Genomic DNA, 24,300 nt, shown 5'->3' on the forward strand with positions numbered 1-24,300 from the left:
TTAATTTGCTGCCTTTTTTTTATATTTTTTTAAGAATTAAAAAAAGCGACAAAGTCGCTTTTTAGAAAGGGGCTATTTCCCGACAGCCCCTTTTTCATGATATTATATTGCTTCTAAATCAAGTTCCGGAGCATCTTTCCATAATCGTTCTAAATTATAGAATTCTCTATCTTCATTTTTGAATATGTGTATTATAAAGTCCCCATAATCAAGAAGCACCCAATTACATGTATTTGTACCTTCTTTTCCTCTAACAAAAAGACCATTTAACTCAAGCTCTTTTTCTATATTATCAGCTATAGCCTTAACCTGTCTCTCATTTGAAGCTCCAGATATTATAAAATATTCTGTAAGAGACGATATTTCACCTATATTTAGAACTTTTGTATCTTCCCCTAGTTTATCATCAATTGCCTTGTATGCTAACTTTATATATTGCTCTATTGTCATCAAATTCCTCCTTAAAAATCTTTTCCAACTATCACTAAAACATCAAAGTCCACTCCATTTATCCTGTTTGATTCTTGTATTAATTTTCCTTTTCCAAGAGCTTTTTTTATGCCTTGAGCAGTTTTTTTATCTTCCTTATAGTAAATAAGGGTTTCCTCATAATTAAAGTTATCGGCATTACCAGTTCTTGTAACCTTTATATCTGAAATTTTTACAAGGTCAGAAGCTCTTGTAGCAATACCATTTCTTCCAGAACCATTTAGTATTATAATATTCGATGCTACTTTTTCAGAAGATTCATTCGTATGGCTTACCGGGTTAGCTTTTTGTGCCTCCTCGGTTTTTTCTGTTCCCACAGATTCTTCTGTCTCACCAGAAATTTCCTCTTCTTTCAAATATTTTCCTGACATCAGATATCCTACCATTTCAGCTAGCTCGCTTTCGTTTATCTGATAATAAGATATTCCACTTATCATGGTAGATTTTCCTGGAATAGTATGCTTTTCTATTTCTGATGGCTTTATTTTTATTGCTTCTCTAGTAATATCAAGCATATCTTTTTTACTCATATCTGTATCAACATAAGTATAAAGTGTATCTATATACTGTGGTACTCTTATAACAGAAGCTGGGCTCATTACCTTTTCGATTAACGCCTGCAAAAACTCCTGCTGAGCGTTAATCCTTCCAAGATCTTGATTTGCATATCCTTTTCTAAATCTAAGATATTCCATTGATTTTTGTCCATCGAGTACTTGAATTCCCTTATTAATATTTATATTCAGCGGTGGGGTTGCATATGGGTCTTTATATTTCATATCCATAGGAACATCTATTTCTACTCCTCCTATATCATCTACAGTCTTAAATAAAGCCTGATAATCTACTCTGATATAGTGATGAATAGGAATTTGAAGCAAGTCTCTTGTGGTTTTTAAAGCTAAATCCACACCACCATAGGCATGGGCATGATTCACTTTATCCATTCCAGATCTGCCCCTTATCTTAACACGGCTATCTCTTGGAATAGATAAAATAAATGATGTATTGGTTTGAGGATCTAAACTTAAAAGCATCATAGTATCAGTTCTTGAACTATTTCCTTCATATTTTCCGTCAAGGGCATCAATTCCAAGCAAAAGGACATTAACTCTTTCTCCTTTTACTTCCTTTGTGTCTAATGCATCAGTTTTTTGCTCCACTTCTTCTGCTTTTACTCTATCATCATAATCTAGATAAAAATAAAATCCTGCTCCGAATATGATTGTAAAAACAAGAAAAAATGTAGTAAATATTCTAATAAAATATTTCATAATCATTCACCTCTTTGATTAGAGAGTTCTTCAATTAAATAATTTCTGGCTTCTAAGGTTCTGGGGTGTATAATTTCACCCATCTGTATTAGATGCTCTATTGTTCCATCTATAGCATCTATAAGCGCTTTGTCTAAGTTCTTAAATGAAATATCTCTCAGTTTATCAACTCCAGGAAAGCTCCTGTTTGGTTCTATATAGTCAGCTAAGAATATTAATTTCTCGAGCTTTGACATACCTCTTCTTCCAGTAGTATGATACTCGATAGAATTTAATATATCCTCATCTGTTATAAAGTATTTTTTATAAGCTATATCTCTTGCAATTCTTCCATGCATTAATTCTTTATTTGAAGATTCTATCTTATCAAAAGTGATTTCATTTTCAGCTGCATATCTAGTCATATCTTCAAAATCCATATTCTTTGAAAAATCATGAAAAAGAGCTGCTATTTCTGCTTTTTCTTGGTCTACATTCCATTTTAAAGAGAGTTTTTTAGCAGCGTCAATTACACCAAGTACATGTTTATACCTTTTGGGTTTTAATGTATTTTTCAACTCAGATAAAACTAAGTTGTTTTTATTTGAGTTTTCTAAATTTATATATATTTTGTTCCTTTTTATATAATCTTCAACCTCTTTAGGGACAAGATACCTTATACTTTGGTTTTTTTCAACCTTTTCTCTTATATGGGTCGAAGAAATTTCTATAAAAGGGGTTTTTGTTACATATATTTTGCTACAAAAGTCGTCAAATCCCTTATGTATATCCATAGTCATATTAAAACTTCTAGTTACTATAAGAATGTTTGTATATGAAAATATTTTTTCATAATCCTTCCAAGTTTTCAATTGCCTAAATGCATCTTCACCCATTATAAAAAATTTTTCATATTCTGGATACATATCATTTAACTCTTTTACAGTATCTATTGTGTATGTCTTGCCTTTTCTGTCAAGTTCTATTCTTGATATGCTAAATTTTTCATTTCCTGCTATTGCATATTTAACCATTTCATATCTATCTTCTTTTTCTGTAATTTTTAAGTTCTGCTTATGGGGGGGATCTCCTGATGGAATGAATAAGACTTTATCCATATTATACAAATTGCTAACTGTTTCTGCAATTATAAGATGACCATTATGAATTGGATCAAATGTTCCTCCCATTATCCCCATTACTGGCTTTTTCATTAGTTCCTCCAAAATACAAAAACTTATAGATTTCAAGGTTTGTTAAAAAAAGCTACCGGCATTTGTTTATTTGCTCTAAGCATATAAATACCCTTACTGCTCAGTATATGTCAAAAAAATCTCTATTTATTTACTAATTAATTACAATTATTTTGGCAACGTAATTACAGGGTTATTTTTAGATTTTTTGTAAATTGTAAAGGTAGAACCAATAGCCTGAACAAACTCAGCATTTATCGCTTCGCATACTTCATTAGCTGCTTCCTTTGCATCTATACCGCAATTATCTAAAATTCTAACTTTTACAATTTCTCTTTTTTCTATAACTTCTTCAAGTGAAGATAAAAAAGAGTCAGTAATTCCTTCTTTACCAATATGTGACATAACATCTAGGTTATGTGCTAAAGATTTTAGATAAGCCCGTTGTTTTCCTTTAATCATTAGTCTTCTCCTATTCTAATCATAAAATTCGAATTCTAAATCGTATATTCTTACTGTCTCTCCATCTTGAATTCCAATGGCTCTTAATTTGTCAAATACTCCAGTTTTTTCCATTACACTCTGGAAATACCTAATTGATTCCATATCTTCGAAATCTATAGAATAAAGAAGTTTTTCTAGTCTTCTTCCTTCTACGATATATATATCTTTTTCTTTATATACTTTAATCTCATTTGAATTATCTATTACTACCTGTTCTTCAGTAAACATTTGGTCTTCTTCAAAAAGTTCTATATCTTCTGCTTCTTTAAGCATTACAGATATTGCATTAAGTATATCTTCGATTCCGTACATTGTAGCAGCGGACATCTTAAATACCTTAAACCCATCCTTTTCAACTCTTGTTTTAAAATCTTCAAATTGCTCTTCTTCGAAAAGTATATCAGATTTATTCGCTACAACTATTTGCGGTCTTGATGCAAGTTTTTCATTGTATTTTTTTAGCTCGCTATTTATCTTTAAAAAATCATCGTAAGGGTCTCTTCCCTCAGATGCAGAAATATCTACAATATGAACCAGAACCTTGGTCCTCTCTATATGTCTTAAAAATTCATGACCAAGCCCTATTCCCTCATGGGCTCCCTCAATAAGCCCTGGAATATCAGCTACAACAAAGCTATCTCCACTTTTTAGCTGAGTAACTCCCAAATTCGGAGTAATTGTTGTAAAATGATAGTTTGCTATTTTGGGCTTTGCTTTTGAAATTATAGATAGGAATGTGGATTTACCAACATTAGGAAAACCAATAAGTCCAACATCTGCTAAAAGTCTCAGCTCAAATATCAGATTCTTTTCCTCTCCATCCTTACCTGCTTTTGCAAAATTAGGAGCTTGTCTTACTGCTGTTTTAAAATTTGTATTTCCTTTTCCGCCTCTTCCCCCTTTTGCAATAACAAAAGTCTGCCCAGGGGTCTTTAAATCAACTATTACTAAATCCGTTTCCTCGTCTTTTATTACGGTTCCTACAGGAACCTTTATTATTAGATCTTCTCCAGTTTTTCCTGACATGTTGGAGCCTTTTCCATCACCGCCTGGCTCTGCAGAATATTTTTTCTTATACCTAAAGTCCATAAGAGTTCTAAGATTTGGATCTGCAACTATTATTACATTACCACCTTTCCCTCCATCTCCTCCTGCTGGTCCTCCTGCTGGAACATATATTTCTCGTCTAAATGCTACAGCACCATTTCCGCCATTACCTGCTTTTACGTATATTTTAGCCTTATCTATAAACATTTTTTATCACCTTTTGGCTTAATTTATTTAAATGAATACTACCATTATTATAATGTATTTTTTCAAAAATACATAGTTTCTGATTTGATATATGCATAATATAAATAAAAAATTAGGAGTGCTTAGAAGCACTCCTAGTTTTTATCTATTCCGCTGCAACAGGGTATATACTTACCTGTTTTCTTTTTTTATCTTTTCTTTCAAACTTAACTACTCCGTCAACTAATGCGAAAAGAGTATCGTCTCCACCTCTACCAACATTGTTTCCAGGATGAATTTTAGTTCCTCTTTGTCTCATTAATATAGACCCAGCTGAAACCTCTTGTCCATCAAACCTCTTTACTCCTAATCTTTTTGATACAGAGTCACGACCGTTTTTAGATGAACCTACTCCTTTTTTACTTGCAAACAACTGGAGATTCATATTAAACATGAATTACACCTCCTCTTTTTTTATATATAAGTAATTATTATAATTGTTTTTTATATTCTTTAGTCCAATTAATAAAGTCTTAGTAAGGACGTTAACCTTAATCGAGTCTTCCTCAGATAAATCTTCTGGGATTTCGAAAAAAAGATTTCCATCAGAAACTTCATAGGTAATCTCGTCTTTTAAAAAATCCAAAAGCCCAAGTAGTGTAGTCTGAGTTATAGCCGAAACAGCAGCACAGACAATATCCTCGCCATGGTCAGCATAATTTGCGTGTCCATTTACTAATATGCTTTTTATAGAGTTATTTTTATACTTTATAAGTACATTAATCATAACTAAGCATTGATTGATTCTATAGTTATTTTTGTATATGGCTGTCTGTGACCTTGCTTTCTTCTATAGTCCTTCTTAGCCTTATACTTGAAAACTATGATTTTTTTTGCTTTACCTTGTGCTAAAACCTTAGCATTTACAGTAACGTTTGAAGCTTTATCTCCAGTAAGCATTTCTCCATCTTTTGATAGAGCAATAACCTTGTCAAGAGTAACACTTTCTCCTGCTGCTGCATTTAACTTTTCAACAAACAGAGTATCTCCCTCTTTAACCATGTATTGCTTACCGCCAGTTTCAACTATTGCGTACATACTGCACCTCCTCATTCCAGTCTCGCCACGAAAGGTTTTCTGAATCAGAAATTAGACCTTGCATGTGCGGCTCTTACAAAAATTAATTTTATCATGTTGTTTATCCCTTGTCAAGAACTCCTTGTAACTTTATAGTTACTTGATTAAAGGTATCTTTTAGATACCTGCTGTAGATTTGAATTTTATATTTTTCTTCCATATCCCTTAAAGCTTTTTCTATATGTTCATCAAATTTATTGGGGATATCTATGCTCATATTTGTAAGAGTATTATGAGCTATTTTATTTTCAATTTCTTGGGAAATTTCTTGAATAAGTAAATCAGTAGATATGGTTCTCCCTGTCCCTTTGCATAGGCTGCATTGCTTAGTATATCTAGATATTATATCTTCCTGATCTCTTTTCCTTATTATTTGCATAATCCCAAGCTCAGTGATTGATATCACAGAAACTCTTTTATAGTCCTCTTTTAGAAGCTTTTTCATTTTTTCAATTAGCTTGTTTTTGTTTTCTTCTTCTTTCATATCTATAAAATCAATTAAAATAATCCCTGAAAGATCCCTTAGAATAATTTGTCTTACAATTTCTGTACAGGAGCTTAGGTTTATATCTAGGGCATTTTTTTCAAATCCATAGGTATTTTTATCTCTAGTTCCATTTACATCTATAATATGAAATGCTTCCAAAGACTCTATATATATAGAATTTCCATTGCTTATTTTTACTCTTTTTTCAAAAAGCTGTTTGATAGACTTATATATTCCATAGTTTTCAAATAGAAAATTTTCATCTTTATAAATAAACTCTTCAATCTCTATTTTATGTTCAAGTTTTTCTTTAATGATTTTCAAACTATCCTTATCATTAGAGATAATCCTGTTTATCTTCAAAGGATTTATTTTCATTATGAATTTCTCATAAGGATCATATTGTCTTATTAACAGCTTTGGAGCTTTTATGGTTTTATATAAACTGGATTTTTCTTTCCATATATTTTTTAATTCTTCTATTTCTTTTTTTATTAGTTCCAAGCTTCCTAAATTAGAAATAGTTCTTATAATAATACCTGAATCTTCAAAGTCTTCTTCTTTTATTTCATTTTTTATATAGTCTAAAGTATTAGTATCTTTTATCTTATTTGAAATACTAATGCCCCTTGAAAAAGGAAGAAAAACTATATATCGCCCCACTATACTTATTTCTTTTGTTAGCTTTGGATGCTTTGAATCAATTCCAGGCCTTTTTATTTGGACAAGAATTTCCTGACCATTTTTTATTTTATCAGCCAGCTTTCGCTCCTGAAGAAATCCTATTTCCTTATTCCCTAAATCTACTAAGGCAGCATCCATCCCTGTAAGAATTTTTTTCACTACCCCTAGATATATGTCCCCTTCATATATAGATTTAGTCTTATCTATAAAATCAAACTGCTTAAGCTTGTTTTCATCAATATAGGCTATCTTATCTATATAATCTCCTTTTTCTATACATAATTCATTCATAAATTCCACCTCTTTTAAGGCTACAAATTTATATCAGATATCGCTTATTGTCTTTTTCATCAATGTGAAATGCCTCTAGCTTAATGAGCTCAAAATCAAAATCTTTATCTAATATGTTTTTTATATGTTCTATTACCGTTTTAGGATTAATACTTTTATCAGATCCGCTACAAACTGTTAGGGTGAGCTTTATAGAATCATTCGAATCAGTAATTTCTATATTCCCTATAAACTCCTTCATGTTGTATTCTTTAATTTTTCCCTTTTTTGTTTTTTTAGTGAGCATTATTTCATCTTTAGTATTTATTGAGTTAACAACTTCTTCTAGCTCCTTTATTTCTATTTCTTCTTTAGGAATTAATATTTCATATGTTGAGTGAGTGATAAAGGCAACAATTGAGTTTACTTTTCCTTCTAATATTTTTCCTTCAATAAACTCAAGACCATCTACAGAGGATTCATTCATTTTTTTGAGTATATGACTCAAGTCATAATCTTCATCTAGGGTGATATCAACAAATTCCGAAAGACTCTGAACTCCTAGCTGAAGCGCGGGAGAGAAAGAAATTTTAGGATGAGGATTAAAACCCTCTGAATATCCAACCTTTAACTTTGCTCTTCTTATTATTCTTTCAAGGAGTTTAATTACGTCTAAATGTGAGATATAGCATATATCTCCAGTCTTTTTGTATTTTAGTCTGATATTCATTAGCACATCCCCCTAGCGATATCTGTGTTGATGCCGCATCCACTACAATTTTCTCTACAGTCCGGTGTAAGATTTGCATCTATTGCTTTTTCATTTTCCCTTATTAGAAAGTCCTTAGTTACTCCGCAGTCCATGTTGTCCCAAGGAAGGATTTCCTTATAATCCCTCTCCCTAAGACTATAGAAATCTGGATTTATATTTGCCTCTTCAAAAGCTTCTAACCATTTTTTGTAGTAAAAATGCTCATGCCATCCATCAAATTTACATCCTTTATCTACAGCAATTTCTAAAACTTTCGACAGTCTTCTATCACCTTTAGCAAATACAGCTTCAAGATTGCTTGTTAAGGTATCATGATAATTGAAGGAGATATTTTTATTTCTTAATTTATCTTTTAGATACATCTGCTTATCTCTAAGCTCTTCTATTTTATTTTGACCAAACCACTGAAACGGTGTAAAAGGTTTTGGCACAAATGAAGATACGCTTACAGTTACATTCATTCTAGGACTTAGTCTTCCGTTATTGACGCTCTTATAGACATCTAGTACGCTATATGCCATGTTGATAATTCCATCCAAATCTTCATAGGTTTCAGTAGGAAGTCCTATCATAAAATAGAGCTTTATCTTATTCCATCCATTGGAAAAGGCTTTGGTTGATGTTTCAATTAGGTCCTCATGTGTAACCCCTTTGTTGATTACGTCTCTAAGTCTCTGTGAACCTGCTTCGGGTGCAAAAGTAAGACCTGATTTTTTTACCTTTTGAACTTTTTCTGCAAGCTCCACAGAAAAATTGTCCATTCTAAGGGAAGGCAAAGATATGCTTGTCATATCTTTTAGATGAGCATCATTAAGCTCGTCCAAAAGACCTCCCAAATCACTATAATCACTACTACTTAGCGAGGTTAAGGACATCTCTTCATAGCCTGTGCTATCAGAAAGCTTTTTTGATATTTCAAGAAGCTTTTCAATACTTCTTTCTCTTATAGGCCTATATATCATTCCTGCCTGACAAAATCTGCATCCTCTTGTACATCCTCTAAAAATCTCAAGCATTATTCTACTGTGAACAATCTCTATGTTTGGCACAATTAGGTTTTCAGGATAAAATGTGCTATCTAGATCATTAATTATTCTTTTTTTAATTTTTGATTTTACCCCTTCAAATTTTGGTTTAAATGAGTCTATAGTGTTGTCTTCTTTATAATTTATTTCATAAAATGATGGAACATATACTCCTTCTATATTAATAGCAGCTTCAAGAAGAAAATCATGTTTATTTAGGCCTTTTTCTTTATGTTTTTTATAAACCTCCATAACCTCTGTTATGATTTCTTCCCCTTCCCCAATAAGAATTATATCTGCAAAATCCGCAATTGGCTCTGAATTATAAGAGCAAGGCCCCCCCATCATTATAATAGGATGACTTTCATCTCTGTCTTTTGAATATATTGGTATAGAGCCTAGCTTCATCATATTGATAATATTTGAATATGATAACTCATACTGAAGAGTAAAGCCCAGAAAATCTAGCTCACTTACAGGAGTTTTTGATTCTAGTGTAAAAAGATCAATATTTTCAGCCTCCATCTGCTCCTGCATATCTGTTGCCACAGCAAAAACTCTTTCACACCATACGTAGTCAAGGCTATTTAAAACGCCATACAGTATATGAAGACCAAGATGACTCATTCCTATTTCATATAAATCCGGAAAGGCAAATCCATATCTTATTGATACATTATTCTTATCTTTAACTACACTGTTTATCTCATTACCTATATATCTTCCGGGTTTTTCAACCTTATCCAAAATTTTTCTATATTTTAACAACTTTTACCTCCTATTATTAATCTCTATTTAAATCCTATCCGAAAACAAATTATACCTTATATATCATTTTAATGTCTATAACATATAGAGAAGAACTTTCATAAGATTTGTTTTGTAAATAGCTTTTTAAAAATAAAAGATACCAGCACTAGGGCTGGCATCTTTTATTTTAAGAAATCTTATTTACTAAAGTTTACTTTACTTTTTCATGAATCATTTTTACTGCAAATGTAGCTACATCATCCGCAAATTTACCTGGACCAAACCCTGCGTCATATCCAAGCTCTTTAGCAACCTCATTTGAAATCCTTGGTCCTCCGCAAAGGAGTACAACTTTATCTCTTATTCCTTCAGCCTCTAGAATTTCAACAAGATTTGTAAGGTTTTGTATATGAACATTTTTCTGAGTTACAGTTTGAGAAACCAGTAGTACATCAGCATTTAATTCAATTGCTTTTTTTACGAAATCTTCATTTGGAACCTGACTTCCAAGATTATAGGCTTCAATCATTTCATATCTTTCAAGACCATAATGTCCTGCATAACCCTTCATATTCATTATTGCATCTATTCCAACCGTATGAGCGTCTGTACCAGTACTTGCCCCTACAATTACTAATTTACGTCCAATATTTTCTTTGATATATAAATCAGTCTCTAACATATCCATTATTTCTGAATTGATGACTTCAACTTCTATTTCATTATAGTTTACAGTGTGAGTCAAGTTCCCATATACCACGAAAAACGTGAAGTTTTCATCTAGTGGTTTGAAACTAACTACAGATGGCTCCTCTAATCCCATTTTGTATGCAAGCTGCTTTGCGGCTTCCACAGATCTTTCATCTGCTTTTAATGGAAGAGTGAAGCTTAGCTGTATCTTCCCATCGTTCATTGTATCTCCATAAGGCTTTACTCTTTCTAGGTCTAAAAATTTGTCAAAATCCTTTTTTTCCATAGAATATAATCCTGAACTCATAGCTTTCACCCCTTTATTATTTATGGTTTTGTAACATTAACTCTATAAATGGATTGTAATAATTTTCGTCTTTTTCAAGTACTCCATCTAAACCTTTTCCACCATCTTTAGGTCTTTTAACCCCTCCGAAAACTCCTTTTTCTAAGGTGTCAAATAATCCTAAGTCTCTTATTTCTTCAAGTACCTCATGGGCCTTTGATACAATATGTTTTGCTCTTTGCTGAATGATTCCATCTTTCTTAAACTCTATTTCTTCATTCATGGAGTTCATATTGTTGAATATATAACTTGCATTTTCTATCGAAAGAGCTCTATCCGACATAAAAGGTGTGTGTATAGCTTCTGTAAGCATTCCCAAAAGATGTATTCTTTGATTAGTCATTATAGTGATCATATTGAATAACGTATCTTGTACATGTCCTTTAAATATATCTCCTGTTTTAAATTTTGTTGGAGGCATATACTTAAGGGGCGCTTTAGGGAAAATCTCTTTTGCCATTTGAGCCTGAGCAAGTTCGTATAGGAATCCATCTTTTAATTCAGGATCCATCTCAAATGCATGTCCAAGTCCCATTTGCTCTTCTGGAAGGCCTGCTAGTAAAGCAAACTGCTCGTTTATGTATTGTGATGCAAGTACAGTATGTGCTTCTTCAAATGCATCTGCAGTTGTAAGATAGTTATCTTCTCCTGTGTTGATTATAACTCCAGCAAATCCATTGATTATTCTGGAGAAGTTCTGGTCTACCATAGTTCTTTTCATATTAATATCTCTAAATAATATTCCGTAAAGAGCATCATTTAGCATCACATCTAATCTTTCTATTGCTCCCATAGCTGCTATTTCAGGCATACAAAGACCTGAACAGTAATTACAAAGTCTTATATATCTACCAATCTCATCTCCAACTTTGTCAAGAGCCTCTCTCATTAGTCTGAAGTTTTCTTGAGTAGCAAATGTACCTCCAAACCCCTCTTCAGTTGCTCCATACGGAACATAATCAAGAAGTGACTGTCCTGTCGTTCTGATTACTGCAATTACATCTGCTCCTTGTTTTGCAGCTGCTACAGCCTGAGTTATATCCTCATAAATATTTCCTGTTGCAACTATAACATATAAAAGAGGACCTGATTTGTCTCCATATTTCTCAAAAAGATTTTCTCTATGTTCTCTATTTTTCTTGATTTTTTCCACGGATTCCTTTGCCATTGAAAGGGCCTTCATTTTCACCTCAAACAAATCTCCCATTGGTATAGCTACAAGATTTAACTGCCCTTGGGAAACCATCTGTGCTATCTCTTGAGGAGTTTTTCCTGTGTGAAGCGCTGCATTAGCTATATACATAGCTGCTCCAATTGCAAGACCGTTTTCTTTTTTCAGGTGGTCAACTATTATATTTGGAAGGGGAACATCAAATTCATCTACCCCATCTATTCCAAGAAGTCTACATACTGATCTTTCTACAGTTGTTGTTGTATGTTTTTCAATAAATTCCTGTGTTTCAACTGCAATCTCTTTTGCAACCTCTTTAGATTTTGATACAAGTTCAAAATCCAGATTCAGCTTACTATTCATTGCTTTTCCTCCTTATAGTACTGCTCTATTAAATTAAATAATTCTTCATTAAGACCTAAAAAATTACAGATATTGAGTGCATCTTTTGGAACTTCACTACTTTCACTTAGTTCAAGTCTGTAATCCATCAATTCTTGAAGCAGTTCGCTTGGATATACCTTATAACCTTGATATTTTAGTCTTACTTCTTCAAAGTCTACATTCTTAAGACCAATAACTCTATATTGTTTGATTCCCTTTAGATCAACTCCATCATAATGAGTACTTATTATAGAATACGAGGGTTTGTCGTTTAAATATTTTAAGGTTGCATTAACTATAGATCTTCCTTCTTTAGGGTTTGTTCCTCTCGCAAGCTCATCTATTATAATAAGTCCTTTGTATGAATTCGCAGCCTCTATTGCCTTGTGAAGCCCTTTAATCTCTGCACCAAAGCTACTAAGCCCTCTATTAACAGATTGCATATCATCTGATATCATAAATATAAAATCAAGCAAAGGCACTTTCATTTTTTTTGCAAAACAATAAAATCCTAATTGGGATAAGGCAATATTTAAACAGAGTGTCTTTAGGGTTAGGGATTTCCCTCCCATGTTCGCTCCTGTGATAACTGTAGAACCGACTTTTAATGAAAGTGAAATTGATACATATTCTTTTCCTTTTAAAGAAAGGATCTCTCCAAAATAAGGATTATGCATGTCTATTATCTCAATCTCATCATTTGAGTCTAATAATCTAGGCTTATTGCATTTATTTTCTATTGCAAACTTTGCTTTTCCTAATAAAATATCAATATATGTAATCTTTTTAAGATTGTTAGAAAGGTTAGTAATGCTTGAATAAAGCTCTTCGGAAAGTTTCTTTCTAATTTTTGCTTCATTCGATTCTTCTTGATTTACAAGCTCTCTTCTAGTTTTTAGCATGTTTTCATATTCCAAAGAATTTGATTCTTTATACATAAGTTGTTCAATATCTCTTTTTTGAGACCTTATTTTTCGTAAATCCTGGGAGTATGAATCATATATCATAAATGTTGGAAGCCTCAAATTTTCTGGGTCAAGAAGAGAATACTCTTTAATTAATCCTTTAAGCTCTATTTCATCTATATCTATCTTCCATAGTTCAAAGAAGTTTATTAATTCGTTGCTATAATAGCAAAAAAGCTTTATTTCATGGAGCTCAACCATATCTAGAACCTTAGAGTTTTCTAAATTTTTTATAGAACCTGATATATCTTTTATCTTCCCTAAAATACCTGCTATTTTAGGATAAAAACCTTTATTGTTTATTATATAATCTGATATTTTTTCAATATTGTCATACTCTCTTTGAAGTAAATCTTGGTTTTGACTTCCCAAAAAGTCTAATTTTTTAATCCTTGCCCTTGCCATAGATGTAAAAAGTCTGACATTATTGAAAACATATTCAAGACCTATTTCCCGGATTTGCTCTGTGCTTAAATAATTCATATTAAGCTCCTTCTAAAACATTAACTATTTTTAATGGAATCTCTTTTTCCAAGAGCATCTTAAATTCATTATTGTCGAACAGATAGCCATCATACGAGTATGGGTTATAGCAAAGTAAATTCATAGCTATTTCATCTTTGACATATAATTGGACGTTGTTTCTACTTAGTTGCTCAAAGATTTCTTCTGAAATAAATGATTTGGTTCCATCTTCAATTATTAAATCTATAGTCTTTTTAGTGTTTTTTATGGAAACTATTTTCTTGCAGAGATTTTCAGAAAGCACTCCCTTTATTGAAATTGCTTTTAAGTCGTCATCAATATAATCCTGAATTTTTTCAGAAAGTTCGAGGGCAGTTTTGCAATCTAAGTTTAATATTTTATTTTCATAAAAAAACAATGCTCTTTTGTCTTCATTTTTCCTTATATAATCTAGTACATTAACATCTTTGAATTTTGAAAGAGTAAGCATTTTTACTACATGGGAAGTTTTTTTCGTTACCTCTATCATATTTTTGCTAAGAGAAGCCCCAGTACATAAGATAGCCTCGTCTACAATAGAAGGTGAACATTGAGTCATCCTTGATATTGCCCCATCAACCAAAATAAGATCTGCTCCCCATTTTTTGAGCTTTTTTACGATGATTTTCATTTGCTCTGTTACAGAAGGACCTGCAATTTCAACAAATCCGTCACTTAGTGCTCTAATTATTATTATTTTTCCCATAGGGGTATTCATATCTGTGGTTTCAAGTATTTCTTTAGTAATATCTGACTGTTCAAGACACTGTCTGGATGTCCCTATTATTGTATTTTTTCTAACATATATTTGAGGTTTATATGTCTTTGTTACTCTGTCTTGACTCTCTCCATCTCTTCCAATTGAAGTAAGACCAAGGATTTTAGAATCCTCAGTCTTACTAATTATATGATTCAAAACTGTGGTTTTTCCTACATTTTTATCCATACCTATTATAGCTATAGATCCACAGCTTCTTATCAAATTAAGCATGGCTTGAGTGGCCTCTTTGTTTACGCTCAAGACCTTCTGGCTCCATTGTAGCAACTTCTCCATTTAAAAGTCCTGCTACTCCTACCTTATGTCCTGTTTTTTCTCCAGTGCATACTTCACAGTCACATTTGAAAGTATAGTGATCTGGCTCATCATAAGTAGTTATTACCCCTTCAAAGTTTCTAAGGATTACCTTATTATGATTTTGAGATATTACATAATTTGGCATTACAGGAGTCTTTCCACCTCCACCAGGAGCATCTACAACAAATGTAGGTACGCAGTAGCCTGAAGTATGGCCTCTTAATCCTTCTATTATTTCTATTCCCTTAGCTACTGGAGTTCTAAAATGCTCAATTCCCATAGAAAGGTCACATTGATATATATAGTAAGGTCTTACTCTTATTTTTACTAGGTCGTTAACTAGTTTTTTCATTACATGCATACAGTCATTTACTCCAGCTAAAAGAACACTTTGGTTTCCAAGTGGAATTCCAGCATTTGCTAGGAGCTCACAGGCCTTTTTAGACTCTTCAGTGATTTCACTTGGGTGGTTGAAGTGAGTGTTAAGCCAAATTGGATGATATTTTTTAAGCATATTTACAAGATCTTCTGTGATTCTTTGTGGCATTACAACTGGAACTCTACTTCCAATTCTTATAACCTCAACGTGAGGAATCTCTCTTAATCTTTTAATAGTATACTCAAGCTTATCATCTGAGATTAAAAGTGCATCTCCTCCAGAAAGCAGTACGTCTCTAACTTGAGGAGTATTTCTTATATATTCAATCGCTCCATCTATTTGACTTGTGCTAACCGCAGCATCAGTTTGTCCTGCAAATCTTCTTCTTGTACAGTGTCTGCAGTACATAGAGCATTGATCAGTCATAAGAAGAAGTACTCTATCTGGATATCTATGAGTAAGCCCAGGTACTGGAGAATCTCCATCCTCGTGAAGTGGATCTTCTTGATCAGAAGCTGATCTATGAAGCTCTAAAGATATAGGAACTGCTTGTTTTCTTATTGGGTCATTAGGATTTTTTTCATCCATTAGAGAAAGGTAGTATGGAGTAATTGACATTCTTAATGTCTCAAGACATCTTGCAACTCCATCTTCCTCCTCTTTTGTAAGAGGTATGTATTTCTTTAATTCATCAACACTCTCTATTCTGTTTCTTACTTGCCATTTCCAGTCATTCCAGTCTTCCATGCTTACAGTTGAAAAAAACTTATCTTTTAAACTCATATTTTTTCCTCCTAAATATTTTTAAAGTTTTATATATACATTTCCTCGAAAACTTTTCTAACTATTTCAGATTCTTTTAGAATTGCAAGTGTGATTTCAGCATGTCCTTTTGTGTATCCGTTTCCTATTATCATATTGATATCTTTTCCTACACCTTCAGCTCCAAGCGCTGACTTTGTAAAGCTTGTAGCCATAGAGAAGAAGTAAACCGTTCCCCCATCTTTTACAGGAAGGATTGAAGACATTTCTGTGTTTTCTACATTTACGCAGTTTATAGATATGTCATATTCTTCACCTTTGTTAGCATTTAAGCTCATCTCCATAACCTCAACAGGCATCTGAGCATTTGCAATTATTACATCATCAACTACTCCAAGTTCCATTAGTTTTCTTTTGCTTTCTTCATTTCTTACAAGACCAACAACTCTTCCTGTAGGGCCCACCCTTTTCTTTGCTTCATAGCAGCATAACATACCTGATTTACCAGCTGCTCCAAGTATTAGTACTGATTCACCTGGTTTTACTAGTTTTGCTGTTTGAGCTGGAGCTCCTGCAACGTCAAGAGCAGCAAGTGCTAATGTTTCACTCATATCATTTGGAAGCTTTGCATATATTCCACTTTCAAATAATACTGCCTTCCCTTTTATTTCTACCCTATCTATATCCATTTTAATATCTATAATTTCATCTATTTTAAGTGGAGTCAGTGAAAGGGAAACAAGAGTAGCTATTTTATCCCCAACTTTTAAATCTATTTTTCCCTCTAAATCTTCTCCTATTTTTTCGATTGTTCCAATTAACATTCCGCCAGATCCTGTAACTGGATTTTGCATTTTACCTTTCATTTCAACTATTTCTTTTATTCTTGAGGCTATTTTTTCTTTGTCTCCATTTACTTCATTTTTGATTTGAGTGAAGCTTGCTGAGTCAACGTTAAGAGCCTGAACATCTATAAGTATCTCATTGCTGAAAATATTCATGTCATTTGATATTTTGTCTGCTGGTTGTGGAAGTGTTCCTTTCGGCTCTATTACTCTATGTGTTCCGTATTTGCATCCTTTCATAATTCATAACCTCCTAAGTATGTTTTTTTATTTTATTTTTTTAGTCCAAGAATTCTCCTAGCATCTTCTGGAGTAGCTATTTCTCTTCCAAATTCAGTTGCAAGTCTTACAACTTTTTTTACAAGCTCTCCATTGCTTTTTGCAAGAACTCCTTTTTCAAGATAAACGTTGTCCTCAAATCCAACTCTAACGTGACCACCAGTTATAATAGCCATTGCTGCCATTGGGAACTGGTTTCTTCCCAGTGCAGATATAGTAAAGGTTGCATCATGAGGTATACTATCTCTCATAAATAAAAAATCTCTTGGTGTTGCAGTAATCCCACCATTTACACCTAAAACAAAATTGAAGTGAAGAGGTTCTTGTATGTAGCCCTTTTTAGTCAGTCTTAATGCCATATCTATCATACCTTTATCAAAGACTTCGCACTCAGGCTTTACTCCATGTTCTATCATTTTTTGAGAGAAATTAATAATCATATTTTCTGTATTTATAAAAATTTCATCTCCTCCAAAGTTACATGTTCCGCAATCAAGTGATGCCATTTCTGGAGATAAAAATACAGGCTGAAGTCTTTCATCATCTGTCATCCCTACAGCTCCTCCAGTGGAAGGCTGAATTATTGCATCTGGACATAATTCTTTTATAGCATCCATGCAGGCTTTGAACCTCTCTTTTGATTGAGTAGGTTTTCCATCATCTTCTCTTACATGAAGATGAATTATACTTGCTCCAGCCTTATAGGCTTCATAAGCTTCTTTAGCTATTTCTTCTACGGTATACGGAATGCTTGGATTATGCTCCTTTGTAACCTCTGCTCCGCATATTGCAGCTGTTATTATTAATTTTTCCACTCTATTCACCTACCTTATTTTTTTCTTTGCTTATCTTTAGGCACAACGCAGGTTCCTATAGCTCTACAAACTACTACAGGCTCCTCTAAAACATCACATGCCGAATCATTTAAGTCAGGTCTTGGAACTATTGTTTTTCTAGCCTCAAATTTCATTTTTCTTGATGAGTTTCCTTGCTCAATTATTTCTCCTTCTATCTCTATGTATTCTCCTGCATATACAGGAGCCATAAACTCAACCATTTCATATGCTTTAAATAATCCTTCATCACCATCATTCATTATTAAAAGCTCTGTTGCTACATCTCCAAAAAACTGAAGCATTTTTGCTCCGTCTACAAGCCCTCCACCATAATGTGCATCATGGGAACTCATTCTAACTTTTAATATACTCTTCATTACTTTCTTCCTCCCTAATTAATGATGTAATTTTGTGAAATCTTATTGTTAGCAATAAAAAAACGCCATCTGGTCAATTTATTTTCGACCAAATAGCGCTCCATAGTTTTTCTATGGCAGTGATAAGTGCTGAACATTATCACCAAAAAACCAACCTAAGAACAGATAGATTTTTTTCGGCAACAAAGACATTCCTATAATGTATTGGATGTTCTTATCCTTTGCACCATTACAGTACCTTCTTGTTGCACCTCTATTTTGCTAATATTTTGTTATATTTTTAATTAATTATATTCCTTTGAAAAGTAATTTGTCAACCATGTATTATAAATAAATATTTATAATACATATTTATGCATTATTTCTATAATCCAGTTCGCCTCGTTCTATGGCTTTTATAAATATTTCCGCAGATGCTAGATTTGTTGCAAGGGGAATCTGGTGTACATCACAAAGTCTCAAAAGGGCCTGTACATCAGGCTCATGGGGCTGAGATGTAAGGGGATCCCTTAAAAAGATTACAAGATCCATTTTTTCTTCAGCTATTTTAGCTCCAATCTGCTGATCTCCACCAAGAGGACCTGAAAGGAATTTGAAAACTGGAATTTTAGTGTTCTCCTCCACCAGCTTTCCTGTTGTTCCTGTAGCAAAAATCTGATGTTTGCTTAAAATATGTTTGTAAGCAATTACAAAATTTACAAGCATTTCCTTTTTCTTATCATGTGCGATTAAAGCTATATTCATATAATTCCTCCAAATAATTGCATTATTTCATTCTTTTTATTGGAATATTGGCTACAAGGGCAGGTACAAATTCGCCTCCATCTTGGCTTTTAGTTTTAATCATTTTTACATCTATATTTTCTTCGTCAACTTCCATATAATTATCTATCACTTTTAAAATATCTACTCTCAGACTTTCAAGAACTGATGGAGAGTAGTTGCCTTTATCATGTATAAGAACCAGCTTCAAACGTTCTTTAGCTACATTTTTACTGGCTTTTTTATCATTAGAAAAAAACTTAAATATATCCAGCATAAAAATCCCTCCATAAATTATTTTAGTCCAAAAATATTTTTTAATTTACCTAAAAATGTCACTTGGGTATTGAGCTCTAAAAACCCTACCTCTTCCCCCTGAATTCTTTTAGCAATATTTATATAGGCTTGGGCAGCAAGAGATTTTGAATTTTCTACTACTGGTTCTCCTTTGTTAGTTGATATTACTATATTCTCATCATCTGGTACTACACCTATAAGATCAATAGCTAATATATCTATTATATCATCTATATTCATCATATCTCCACGCTGTACCATATCAATTTTAAGTCTATTTATTATTAGTCTCGGGTTATAAATCTCACTTGCCTCTAAAAGACCTATAATTCTGTCAGCATCTCTTACTGCTGATACTTCAGGAGTTGTAACAACAATAGCTTCATCTGCACCTGCTATAGCATTTTTGAATCCATTTTCAATACCAGCAGGGCAATCAATTATTATGTAATCAAAATCCGTTTTTAGACTTGCACAAAGTTCCTTCATTTGCTCTGGAGTTATGGCATCTTTATCTCTAGTTTGAGCCGCTGGTATCAGATAAAGATTTTCATATCTTTTATCTTTTATCATAGCCTGCCTAGCTTTACATCTTCCTTCGATTATATCCACAACGTCATAAACTATTCTATTTTCAAGACCCATCACAACGTCTAGGTTTCTAAGACCGATATCGGCATCAATAACCACTACTTTTTTTCCATCTAGACTAAGAGCTGTTCCTATATTGGCTGTTGAAGTGGTTTTACCTACTCCACCTTTACCTGATGTTATAACAATAACTTTGGACATTAATTTGCCTCCTTAAATCTTTTTCTATTCCATTATTTTCACTCTAGTTTGGTACGACTCTATCACTATTATGTTTTCACTGATAAAAGCAATTTGTGGCTCTGTCTTTAGACTGGTTTCTTCCTCAGGAGGAATTGCTATAAAATCTGATATTCTAAGCTGAATTGGGCTTAGCTTGTTTGCAGCCACAAAGGCATTGTTGTCTCCTTTTGCTCCTGCATGAGCAATTCCTCTTAATGCACCCATTACAACTATATTTCCAGTAGCTATAAGCTGAGCTCCTGGATTAACATCTCCAAGGACCACAATATTGCCTTCGTAATCAATAAAACTCCCAGATCTAATTGTAGTTTTTACAAATTTTGTAGGAAGGTCTTCTGACATAGATTCTTCTTTTTCATCTTTAGCTACTGTCTCTTCCTTTTGAGTATAACTTACCTTTTTATGAGTAATATCCACAAATTCTATAGCACATTTTTCTTTAAGATGATTTATTATTTCCTCAGTGGTTTTTTTATCTAAATTGTCAGAATTAATCCCTATAAATTTTGCTCCTTTAAAAAATTCTATATTTGAGTTTAACTTATTTATTAGTTCTGACTTAACTGCATTAATATCAAAATCGCCTTTTATATTAATCAAAAAACCATTTTTTGTGCCTTTAAATTCGATACTTTCATGTAAATTTCCCATATACAGACCTCCAGATTAACTTATATATATTAATTCGTGACTTTTTCGTAATATCCTTCAAAAGTCTCTAAAAATCTGATGTTGAATCCGGATCTTCTTCTAGTAGTTCTTCTTCCTCATTAAGCCCAAAATACTGGGCCATTATATCTCTAGCAACAGGACCTGCATAGCCTCCACTACCTCCTTGGAAAATAAGAGAAACAACTGCGATTTCTGGATTATCGTGAGGGGCATATGAAACAAACCAAGCAAAGTTATCGTAAGTCTCTTTAAATCTATTTATCTGAGTATCTGTTAAAGATGGGTTTAAATCTTTAATAGCTCTTCTTATATATCGATGCTTTGGAAGATTTTCATTAGACTCTTTTTCTAATTCCTCTGCACGCTCAAGTACTCTAGCTTGATTTAAATTGAAATCTCTAAGGTGTCTAAGTAAATATGCCTCCTCATCAGCCTCAGGGATAGTACCTGTTTTTTGAGCTGTTCCAGTCTTTGAAGCTACTTTGATTGGAAACTTTTCAAAAAGCTGTTTTGCTGTTCCCTCATCAGATACGTCAATCATACCTCTTCTTAAATATTCTAGATTACCATAATTATTTAGTGGAATTCTTTCAGATTCTCTTGGGATTTCGTTTATTTGCTTTTTATCATATGATTCTATTTTATCCACGACTGTAACTTTATTAAGATATCCATCATTTGCTATAGCAGAAATATAATTAGCCATTTGTATAGGAGTATAGGCATGCGCTCCCTGTCCTATGGCTAGGTTGAAGGTATCTCCTTGATTCCAGTTTCCTTGAGTGTAATAACTATATTTCACATGATCAGTAATTTCTTCAACCAATTCTTTTTTTACATTTAGGTCAGTCATTCTTCTCATAAGCTCACTTCTTGAAGGATTTTCCTGAGTCCATCCTACTATTTCATTTATTCTATCTTCATAGGTTTGAGAATTTTGGGTTATATCTGTAAAGTGATTAGCCATTCTATTGTAGATATCAAAATATAAAGATCTTCTTGTTTCAATAAGTTTTTGATCTGGATTTGGAACCCTTCCAGAAATCTCTTCAATCTGAACACCTGTAAGGTTGTCTAGCCCAAAGAGCTTTGACATCTCAAGAATATCCTGTGAACCCATCTTAACAGGAAGTGGTTTGTCCTTTGAATAATCATATCCTACACTTATAGAATAAAAATAATAGTTACAAGAATCCCTAAGTGCTCCTATCAGATCTTCTTCTCCATGCTTTTGCCTATAGACATTCCATAGCCAGCATCCAAAGGTTCTTCCTCCAAGTTCTATATATCCTTCATCTTTAATTTTATAATTTGGATCTAAACCATTTTCAATAGCTGCAAGTCCAGTAATCATTTTAAAGGTAGATCCTGGCTGTACTGCAGTCATAGTAGCGATATTATAAAGAGGCTTTGGCGCTAGAGGATCATTCATATTGGCTGGCATTAAATTCGCCATATCCTCAATAGATATACCTGTTGCAAATAAATTTGGATCATAATCCGGATAACTTGCCATTGCAAGTATCTCTCCAGTTCTTACATCCATAGCAACTACAGCTCCTGAAGTTGCCTTGTTGTATACTCTTCTGTTGTTTCTAAGCCTCATATTGCCCCATTGACTTTCGTAAATTCCTCCAACTTGAATTGTTTCAAGGGTCTTTTTCAGGGATTCTTCAGCAACCTTTTGAAGCTTTGAATCTATAGTAAGGTAAACAGTATCCCCAGCACTTGGTTGAGTCGTTTCAATATTTTCGATTAGTCTTCCGAAAGCATCTACCTGTACTCTTCTATATCCGTTTTCTCCCCTTAGTACATCCTCAAAATGTTTTTCAATCCCAGTCTTTCCTATCATATCCGATCTATTGTAACCTAAACCTGTAACATATTTTTCAATTTCATCCTGGGAAGATATTCTTCCAATTTGTCCAAGGATATGAGATGCGAAAGCACCATTTGGATAATATCTAATAGGCTCTACATCTACAGAAACTCCTGGCAATTCTAAAGAAAGCTCTTCTATTTTGGAAACTGTGGTCTTTGAAATATCCATTGCCACAACAGCCGGTTCATATTGGAAATAACCTTTTGACCTTAGAAGGTCTTTGATTACCATTATATCTCTCGCCTTGTCATCACTGATATTTTCATCTATATTATGAAATGTTTTTAATCTTTTAAAAGCTTCTTCTGCAGTTATATCTTCCTGTCTAATCCTATATCTCAAAAGCCATTCCTGCTTTTTAATAAATTCAGTAAACTCCATCTTTGAAATTGATATAGGAGGATAGAAGCCTGCCTGATTTATTTTTCTTTGAATCTCTAAATCTGAATCATCAGGATTAATTTTTATAATTCCTTGATCATTGAGATTTCTTGCTACGGTTCTAAAACTTTCTTCAGCATTTTTTGATAAATCTATATTATTTTGTATTTTCCAATCCCTTACTTTTTGCTCATAGGTAAAGGCATATCCATTTTCTGTAAACACTATAGGAAACTCATCTATGTATGTTTCTTGATTTTCTTTTAATATATTCATAAGTAAGCTGGCAGTTTCATTAACCCCTTCTTGATTGAGCTCATTTTGGGATATTGATACTGTAAAGCTAGGCTTGCTTCCTGCTAATAGTACTCCATTTCTATCTCTAATCTCACCTCTAGGAGCTTGAGTTTCAATATTTCTATATACTTTGTTTTCTGCTATTAAATAATAATCTTCTCCTTTAATAGCTGTCATATATACGATTCTCGCAAATAATAATATAAATAAAAAACATATAGCGGTATAAACTATTTTAAATCTATTTTCTGTATTATTAGACATATTCACCATCAGCTTTCAATCTTATTGACAATATATTTTATAGGATAGTAGGCGATTATTCCTAAAAATATATTCATAACCATTATTTCTATTATCCGCATTCCATTTTGATACAAATTCAAGCTATTAAAATTAACATTGCTAATTAAAGTCATAACAAAGCTATCAATCATCACTGCAAGAATTAATAAAATAATGGGAGCAAAAACTCTATCTTTAAAGATTTTATCCTTAAATGTTCCATATAAAAGACCCAGCAGAAAAAAAAGTAGACCGTTTAGTCCAAAAAATCTACCTACGGAGACATCTAATACAAGCCCTAATATAAGACCAATAATAGATGATCTCTCACTACCTATAAATATAGAAAGATAGACTATATATATGATTATAATATTGGCCTTATAATTAAAAATAAGGGGTTCTCTAAAATTCAAAACAGCACTTGATAAAGAAACCAAAAAAAGACCAATTACTAAATATAAAATATTTTTCATTTTT

General features: G+C 32.8%; 25 protein-coding genes and 1 riboswitch. All 25 genes read right to left on the minus strand.

Going from position 1 to position 24,300, the window contains the following annotated elements:
• Nucleotides 1–102: 102 nt before the first annotated feature.
• The 25 genes from rsfS to mreD all read right to left on the minus strand — a co-directional run bounded on the left by rsfS (nucleotide 103) and on the right by mreD (nucleotide 24,296).
• Entirely contained in the window at nucleotides 103–450 is a 348-nt protein-coding gene (gene rsfS, locus J2Z35_RS09345) for a ribosome silencing factor (RefSeq protein WP_209661138.1), read from the minus strand.
• An 11-nt stretch (nucleotides 451–461) separates the two neighbouring features.
• Complete coding sequence (locus J2Z35_RS09350; protein ID WP_209661139.1) at nucleotides 462–1,763, minus strand: LCP family protein; 1,302 nt, start codon at nucleotides 1,761–1,763, stop codon at nucleotides 462–464.
• Between the two features lie 2 nt (nucleotides 1,764–1,765).
• Nucleotides 1,766–2,956, minus strand: coding sequence for a nicotinate-nucleotide adenylyltransferase (gene nadD / locus J2Z35_RS09355; protein WP_209661140.1), 1,191 nt, complete (start codon nucleotides 2,954–2,956; stop codon nucleotides 1,766–1,768).
• Between the two features lie 147 nt (nucleotides 2,957–3,103).
• A complete protein-coding gene (locus J2Z35_RS09360; RefSeq protein WP_209661141.1) occupies nucleotides 3,104–3,397 on the minus strand; it encodes a YhbY family RNA-binding protein in 294 nt (97 codons plus the stop codon).
• A gap of 15 nt (nucleotides 3,398–3,412) precedes the next feature.
• Nucleotides 3,413–4,693, minus strand: coding sequence for a GTPase ObgE (obgE, locus tag J2Z35_RS09365; protein ID WP_209661142.1), 1,281 nt, complete (start codon nucleotides 4,691–4,693; stop codon nucleotides 3,413–3,415).
• Nucleotides 4,694–4,838: 145 nt separating this feature from the next.
• Nucleotides 4,839–5,126 carry a 50S ribosomal protein L27 gene (gene rpmA / locus J2Z35_RS09370; RefSeq protein ID WP_209661143.1) on the minus strand — a complete coding sequence of 96 codons (288 nt, stop codon included), beginning with the start codon at nucleotides 5,124–5,126 and terminating at the stop codon, nucleotides 4,839–4,841.
• Nucleotides 5,127–5,129: 3 nt separating this feature from the next.
• Nucleotides 5,130–5,459 (minus strand): ribosomal-processing cysteine protease Prp, encoded by a 330-nt coding sequence (locus J2Z35_RS09375; RefSeq protein ID WP_209661144.1) that lies wholly within the window; start codon nucleotides 5,457–5,459, stop codon nucleotides 5,130–5,132.
• Nucleotides 5,460–5,461: 2 nt separating this feature from the next.
• The gene (gene rplU, locus J2Z35_RS09380) at nucleotides 5,462–5,770 is read right to left on the minus strand and encodes a 50S ribosomal protein L21 (protein WP_209661145.1); all 309 of its coding nucleotides are present in this window, start codon (nucleotides 5,768–5,770) and stop codon (nucleotides 5,462–5,464) included.
• Between the two features lie 100 nt (nucleotides 5,771–5,870).
• Nucleotides 5,871–7,271, minus strand: a complete 1,401-nt coding sequence (locus J2Z35_RS09385; RefSeq protein ID WP_209661146.1) for a ribonuclease E/G — start codon at nucleotides 7,269–7,271, stop codon at nucleotides 5,871–5,873.
• A gap of 28 nt (nucleotides 7,272–7,299) precedes the next feature.
• Nucleotides 7,300–7,980, minus strand: a complete 681-nt coding sequence (locus tag J2Z35_RS09390) for a TIGR03936 family radical SAM-associated protein (RefSeq protein WP_209661147.1) — start codon at nucleotides 7,978–7,980, stop codon at nucleotides 7,300–7,302.
• Nucleotides 7,980–9,815: a TIGR03960 family B12-binding radical SAM protein gene (locus tag J2Z35_RS09395; RefSeq protein WP_209661148.1), complete on the minus strand. Its 1,836-nt coding sequence runs from the start codon at nucleotides 9,813–9,815 to the stop codon at nucleotides 7,980–7,982. Before J2Z35_RS09395 ends, J2Z35_RS09390 begins: the two co-directional genes overlap by 1 nt.
• Nucleotides 9,816–10,008: 193 nt before the next feature.
• Nucleotides 10,009–10,794 carry a lysine 5,6-aminomutase subunit beta gene (gene kamE, locus J2Z35_RS09400; protein ID WP_209661149.1) on the minus strand — a complete coding sequence of 262 codons (786 nt, stop codon included), beginning with the start codon at nucleotides 10,792–10,794 and terminating at the stop codon, nucleotides 10,009–10,011.
• 16 nt (nucleotides 10,795–10,810) lie between these two features.
• On the minus strand, nucleotides 10,811–12,367 hold the full coding sequence (gene kamD / locus J2Z35_RS09405; protein WP_209661150.1) for a lysine 5,6-aminomutase subunit alpha: 1,557 nt from the start codon (nucleotides 12,365–12,367) through the stop codon (nucleotides 10,811–10,813).
• Nucleotides 12,364–13,836, minus strand: a complete 1,473-nt coding sequence (kamC, locus tag J2Z35_RS09410; protein ID WP_209661151.1) for a lysine 5,6-aminomutase reactivase ATPase KamC — start codon at nucleotides 13,834–13,836, stop codon at nucleotides 12,364–12,366. The genes kamD and kamC overlap by 4 nt, the downstream gene beginning before the upstream one ends.
• A 1-nt stretch (nucleotide 13,837) precedes the next feature.
• Complete coding sequence (gene kamB, locus J2Z35_RS09415) at nucleotides 13,838–14,878, minus strand: lysine 5,6-aminomutase reactivase subunit KamB (RefSeq protein ID WP_209661152.1); 1,041 nt, start codon at nucleotides 14,876–14,878, stop codon at nucleotides 13,838–13,840.
• Nucleotides 14,841–16,094: a lysine 2,3-aminomutase gene (kamA, locus tag J2Z35_RS09420; RefSeq protein ID WP_209661153.1), complete on the minus strand. Its 1,254-nt coding sequence runs from the start codon at nucleotides 16,092–16,094 to the stop codon at nucleotides 14,841–14,843. Before kamA ends, kamB begins: the two co-directional genes overlap by 38 nt.
• 29 nt (nucleotides 16,095–16,123) lie before the next feature.
• Complete coding sequence (kdd, locus tag J2Z35_RS09425) at nucleotides 16,124–17,158, minus strand: L-erythro-3,5-diaminohexanoate dehydrogenase (protein WP_245330833.1); 1,035 nt, start codon at nucleotides 17,156–17,158, stop codon at nucleotides 16,124–16,126.
• A gap of 32 nt (nucleotides 17,159–17,190) precedes the next feature.
• Nucleotides 17,191–18,012 carry a 3-keto-5-aminohexanoate cleavage enzyme gene (gene kce, locus J2Z35_RS09430; protein WP_209661154.1) on the minus strand — a complete coding sequence of 274 codons (822 nt, stop codon included), beginning with the start codon at nucleotides 18,010–18,012 and terminating at the stop codon, nucleotides 17,191–17,193.
• Nucleotides 18,013–18,026: 14 nt separating this feature from the next.
• Nucleotides 18,027–18,410, minus strand: a complete 384-nt coding sequence (gene kal / locus J2Z35_RS09435) for a 3-aminobutyryl-CoA ammonia lyase (RefSeq protein WP_209661155.1) — start codon at nucleotides 18,408–18,410, stop codon at nucleotides 18,027–18,029.
• Nucleotides 18,411–18,495: 85 nt separating this feature from the next.
• Nucleotides 18,496–18,674: riboswitch (Lysine riboswitch) on the minus strand.
• Between the two features lie 87 nt (nucleotides 18,675–18,761).
• On the minus strand, nucleotides 18,762–19,154 hold the full coding sequence (mgsA, locus tag J2Z35_RS09440; RefSeq protein WP_209661156.1) for a methylglyoxal synthase: 393 nt from the start codon (nucleotides 19,152–19,154) through the stop codon (nucleotides 18,762–18,764).
• Nucleotides 19,155–19,176: 22 nt separating this feature from the next.
• The gene (gene minE / locus J2Z35_RS09445) at nucleotides 19,177–19,449 is read right to left on the minus strand and encodes a cell division topological specificity factor MinE (RefSeq protein ID WP_209661157.1); all 273 of its coding nucleotides are present in this window, start codon (nucleotides 19,447–19,449) and stop codon (nucleotides 19,177–19,179) included.
• A gap of 17 nt (nucleotides 19,450–19,466) precedes the next feature.
• The gene (gene minD / locus J2Z35_RS09450) at nucleotides 19,467–20,261 is read right to left on the minus strand and encodes a septum site-determining protein MinD (RefSeq protein ID WP_209661158.1); all 795 of its coding nucleotides are present in this window, start codon (nucleotides 20,259–20,261) and stop codon (nucleotides 19,467–19,469) included.
• Between the two features lie 24 nt (nucleotides 20,262–20,285).
• Entirely contained in the window at nucleotides 20,286–20,954 is a 669-nt protein-coding gene (gene minC, locus J2Z35_RS09455) for a septum site-determining protein MinC (RefSeq protein ID WP_209661159.1), read from the minus strand.
• A 67-nt stretch (nucleotides 20,955–21,021) separates the two neighbouring features.
• On the minus strand, nucleotides 21,022–23,712 hold the full coding sequence (locus tag J2Z35_RS09460; protein WP_245330834.1) for a penicillin-binding transpeptidase domain-containing protein: 2,691 nt from the start codon (nucleotides 23,710–23,712) through the stop codon (nucleotides 21,022–21,024).
• A 95-nt stretch (nucleotides 23,713–23,807) separates the two neighbouring features.
• The gene (gene mreD / locus J2Z35_RS09465) at nucleotides 23,808–24,296 is read right to left on the minus strand and encodes a rod shape-determining protein MreD (protein WP_209661161.1); all 489 of its coding nucleotides are present in this window, start codon (nucleotides 24,294–24,296) and stop codon (nucleotides 23,808–23,810) included.
• Between the last annotated feature and the right edge of the window lie 4 nt (nucleotides 24,297–24,300).

The sequence above is a fragment of the Acetoanaerobium pronyense genome, from assembly GCF_017874355.1.
GTDB classification, from domain to species: domain Bacteria; phylum Bacillota; class Clostridia; order Peptostreptococcales; family Filifactoraceae; genus Acetoanaerobium; species Acetoanaerobium pronyense.

What these genes read in the sequence shown, in the direction of transcription:
- rsfS (WP_209661138.1), bottom strand. Translation starts at nt 450, where the DNA reads ATGACAATAGAGCAATATATAAAGTTAGCATACAAGGCAATTGATGAT.
- J2Z35_RS09350 (WP_209661139.1), bottom strand. Translation starts at nt 1,763, where the DNA reads ATGAAATATTTTATTAGAATATTTACTACATTTTTTCTTGTTTTTACA.
- nadD (WP_209661140.1), bottom strand. Translation starts at nt 2,956, where the DNA reads ATGAAAAAGCCAGTAATGGGGATAATGGGAGGAACATTTGATCCAATT.
- J2Z35_RS09360 (WP_209661141.1), bottom strand. Translation starts at nt 3,397, where the DNA reads ATGATTAAAGGAAAACAACGGGCTTATCTAAAATCTTTAGCACATAAC.
- obgE (WP_209661142.1), bottom strand. Translation starts at nt 4,693, where the DNA reads ATGTTTATAGATAAGGCTAAAATATACGTAAAAGCAGGTAATGGCGGA.
- rpmA (WP_209661143.1), bottom strand. Translation starts at nt 5,126, where the DNA reads ATGTTTAATATGAATCTCCAGTTGTTTGCAAGTAAAAAAGGAGTAGGT.
- J2Z35_RS09375 (WP_209661144.1), bottom strand. Translation starts at nt 5,459, where the DNA reads ATGATTAATGTACTTATAAAGTATAAAAATAACTCTATAAAAAGCATA.
- rplU (WP_209661145.1), bottom strand. Translation starts at nt 5,770, where the DNA reads ATGTACGCAATAGTTGAAACTGGCGGTAAGCAATACATGGTTAAAGAG.
- J2Z35_RS09385 (WP_209661146.1), bottom strand. Translation starts at nt 7,271, where the DNA reads ATGAATGAATTATGTATAGAAAAAGGAGATTATATAGATAAGATAGCC.
- J2Z35_RS09390 (WP_209661147.1), bottom strand. Translation starts at nt 7,980, where the DNA reads ATGAATATCAGACTAAAATACAAAAAGACTGGAGATATATGCTATATC.
- kamE (WP_209661149.1), bottom strand. Translation starts at nt 10,794, where the DNA reads ATGAGTTCAGGATTATATTCTATGGAAAAAAAGGATTTTGACAAATTT.
- kamD (WP_209661150.1), bottom strand. Translation starts at nt 12,367, where the DNA reads ATGAATAGTAAGCTGAATCTGGATTTTGAACTTGTATCAAAATCTAAA.
- kamC (WP_209661151.1), bottom strand. Translation starts at nt 13,836, where the DNA reads ATGAATTATTTAAGCACAGAGCAAATCCGGGAAATAGGTCTTGAATAT.
- kamA (WP_209661153.1), bottom strand. Translation starts at nt 16,094, where the DNA reads ATGAGTTTAAAAGATAAGTTTTTTTCAACTGTAAGCATGGAAGACTGG.
- kdd (WP_245330833.1), bottom strand. Translation starts at nt 17,158, where the DNA reads ATGAAAGGATGCAAATACGGAACACATAGAGTAATAGAGCCGAAAGGA.
- kal (WP_209661155.1), bottom strand. Translation starts at nt 18,410, where the DNA reads ATGAAGAGTATATTAAAAGTTAGAATGAGTTCCCATGATGCACATTAT.
- mgsA (WP_209661156.1), bottom strand. Translation starts at nt 19,154, where the DNA reads ATGAATATAGCTTTAATCGCACATGATAAGAAAAAGGAAATGCTTGTA.
- minE (WP_209661157.1), bottom strand. Translation starts at nt 19,449, where the DNA reads ATGCTGGATATATTTAAGTTTTTTTCTAATGATAAAAAAGCCAGTAAA.
- minD (WP_209661158.1), bottom strand. Translation starts at nt 20,261, where the DNA reads ATGTCCAAAGTTATTGTTATAACATCAGGTAAAGGTGGAGTAGGTAAA.
- minC (WP_209661159.1), bottom strand. Translation starts at nt 20,954, where the DNA reads ATGGGAAATTTACATGAAAGTATCGAATTTAAAGGCACAAAAAATGGT.
- J2Z35_RS09460 (WP_245330834.1), bottom strand. Translation starts at nt 23,712, where the DNA reads ATGACAGCTATTAAAGGAGAAGATTATTATTTAATAGCAGAAAACAAA.
- mreD (WP_209661161.1), bottom strand. Translation starts at nt 24,296, where the DNA reads ATGAAAAATATTTTATATTTAGTAATTGGTCTTTTTTTGGTTTCTTTA.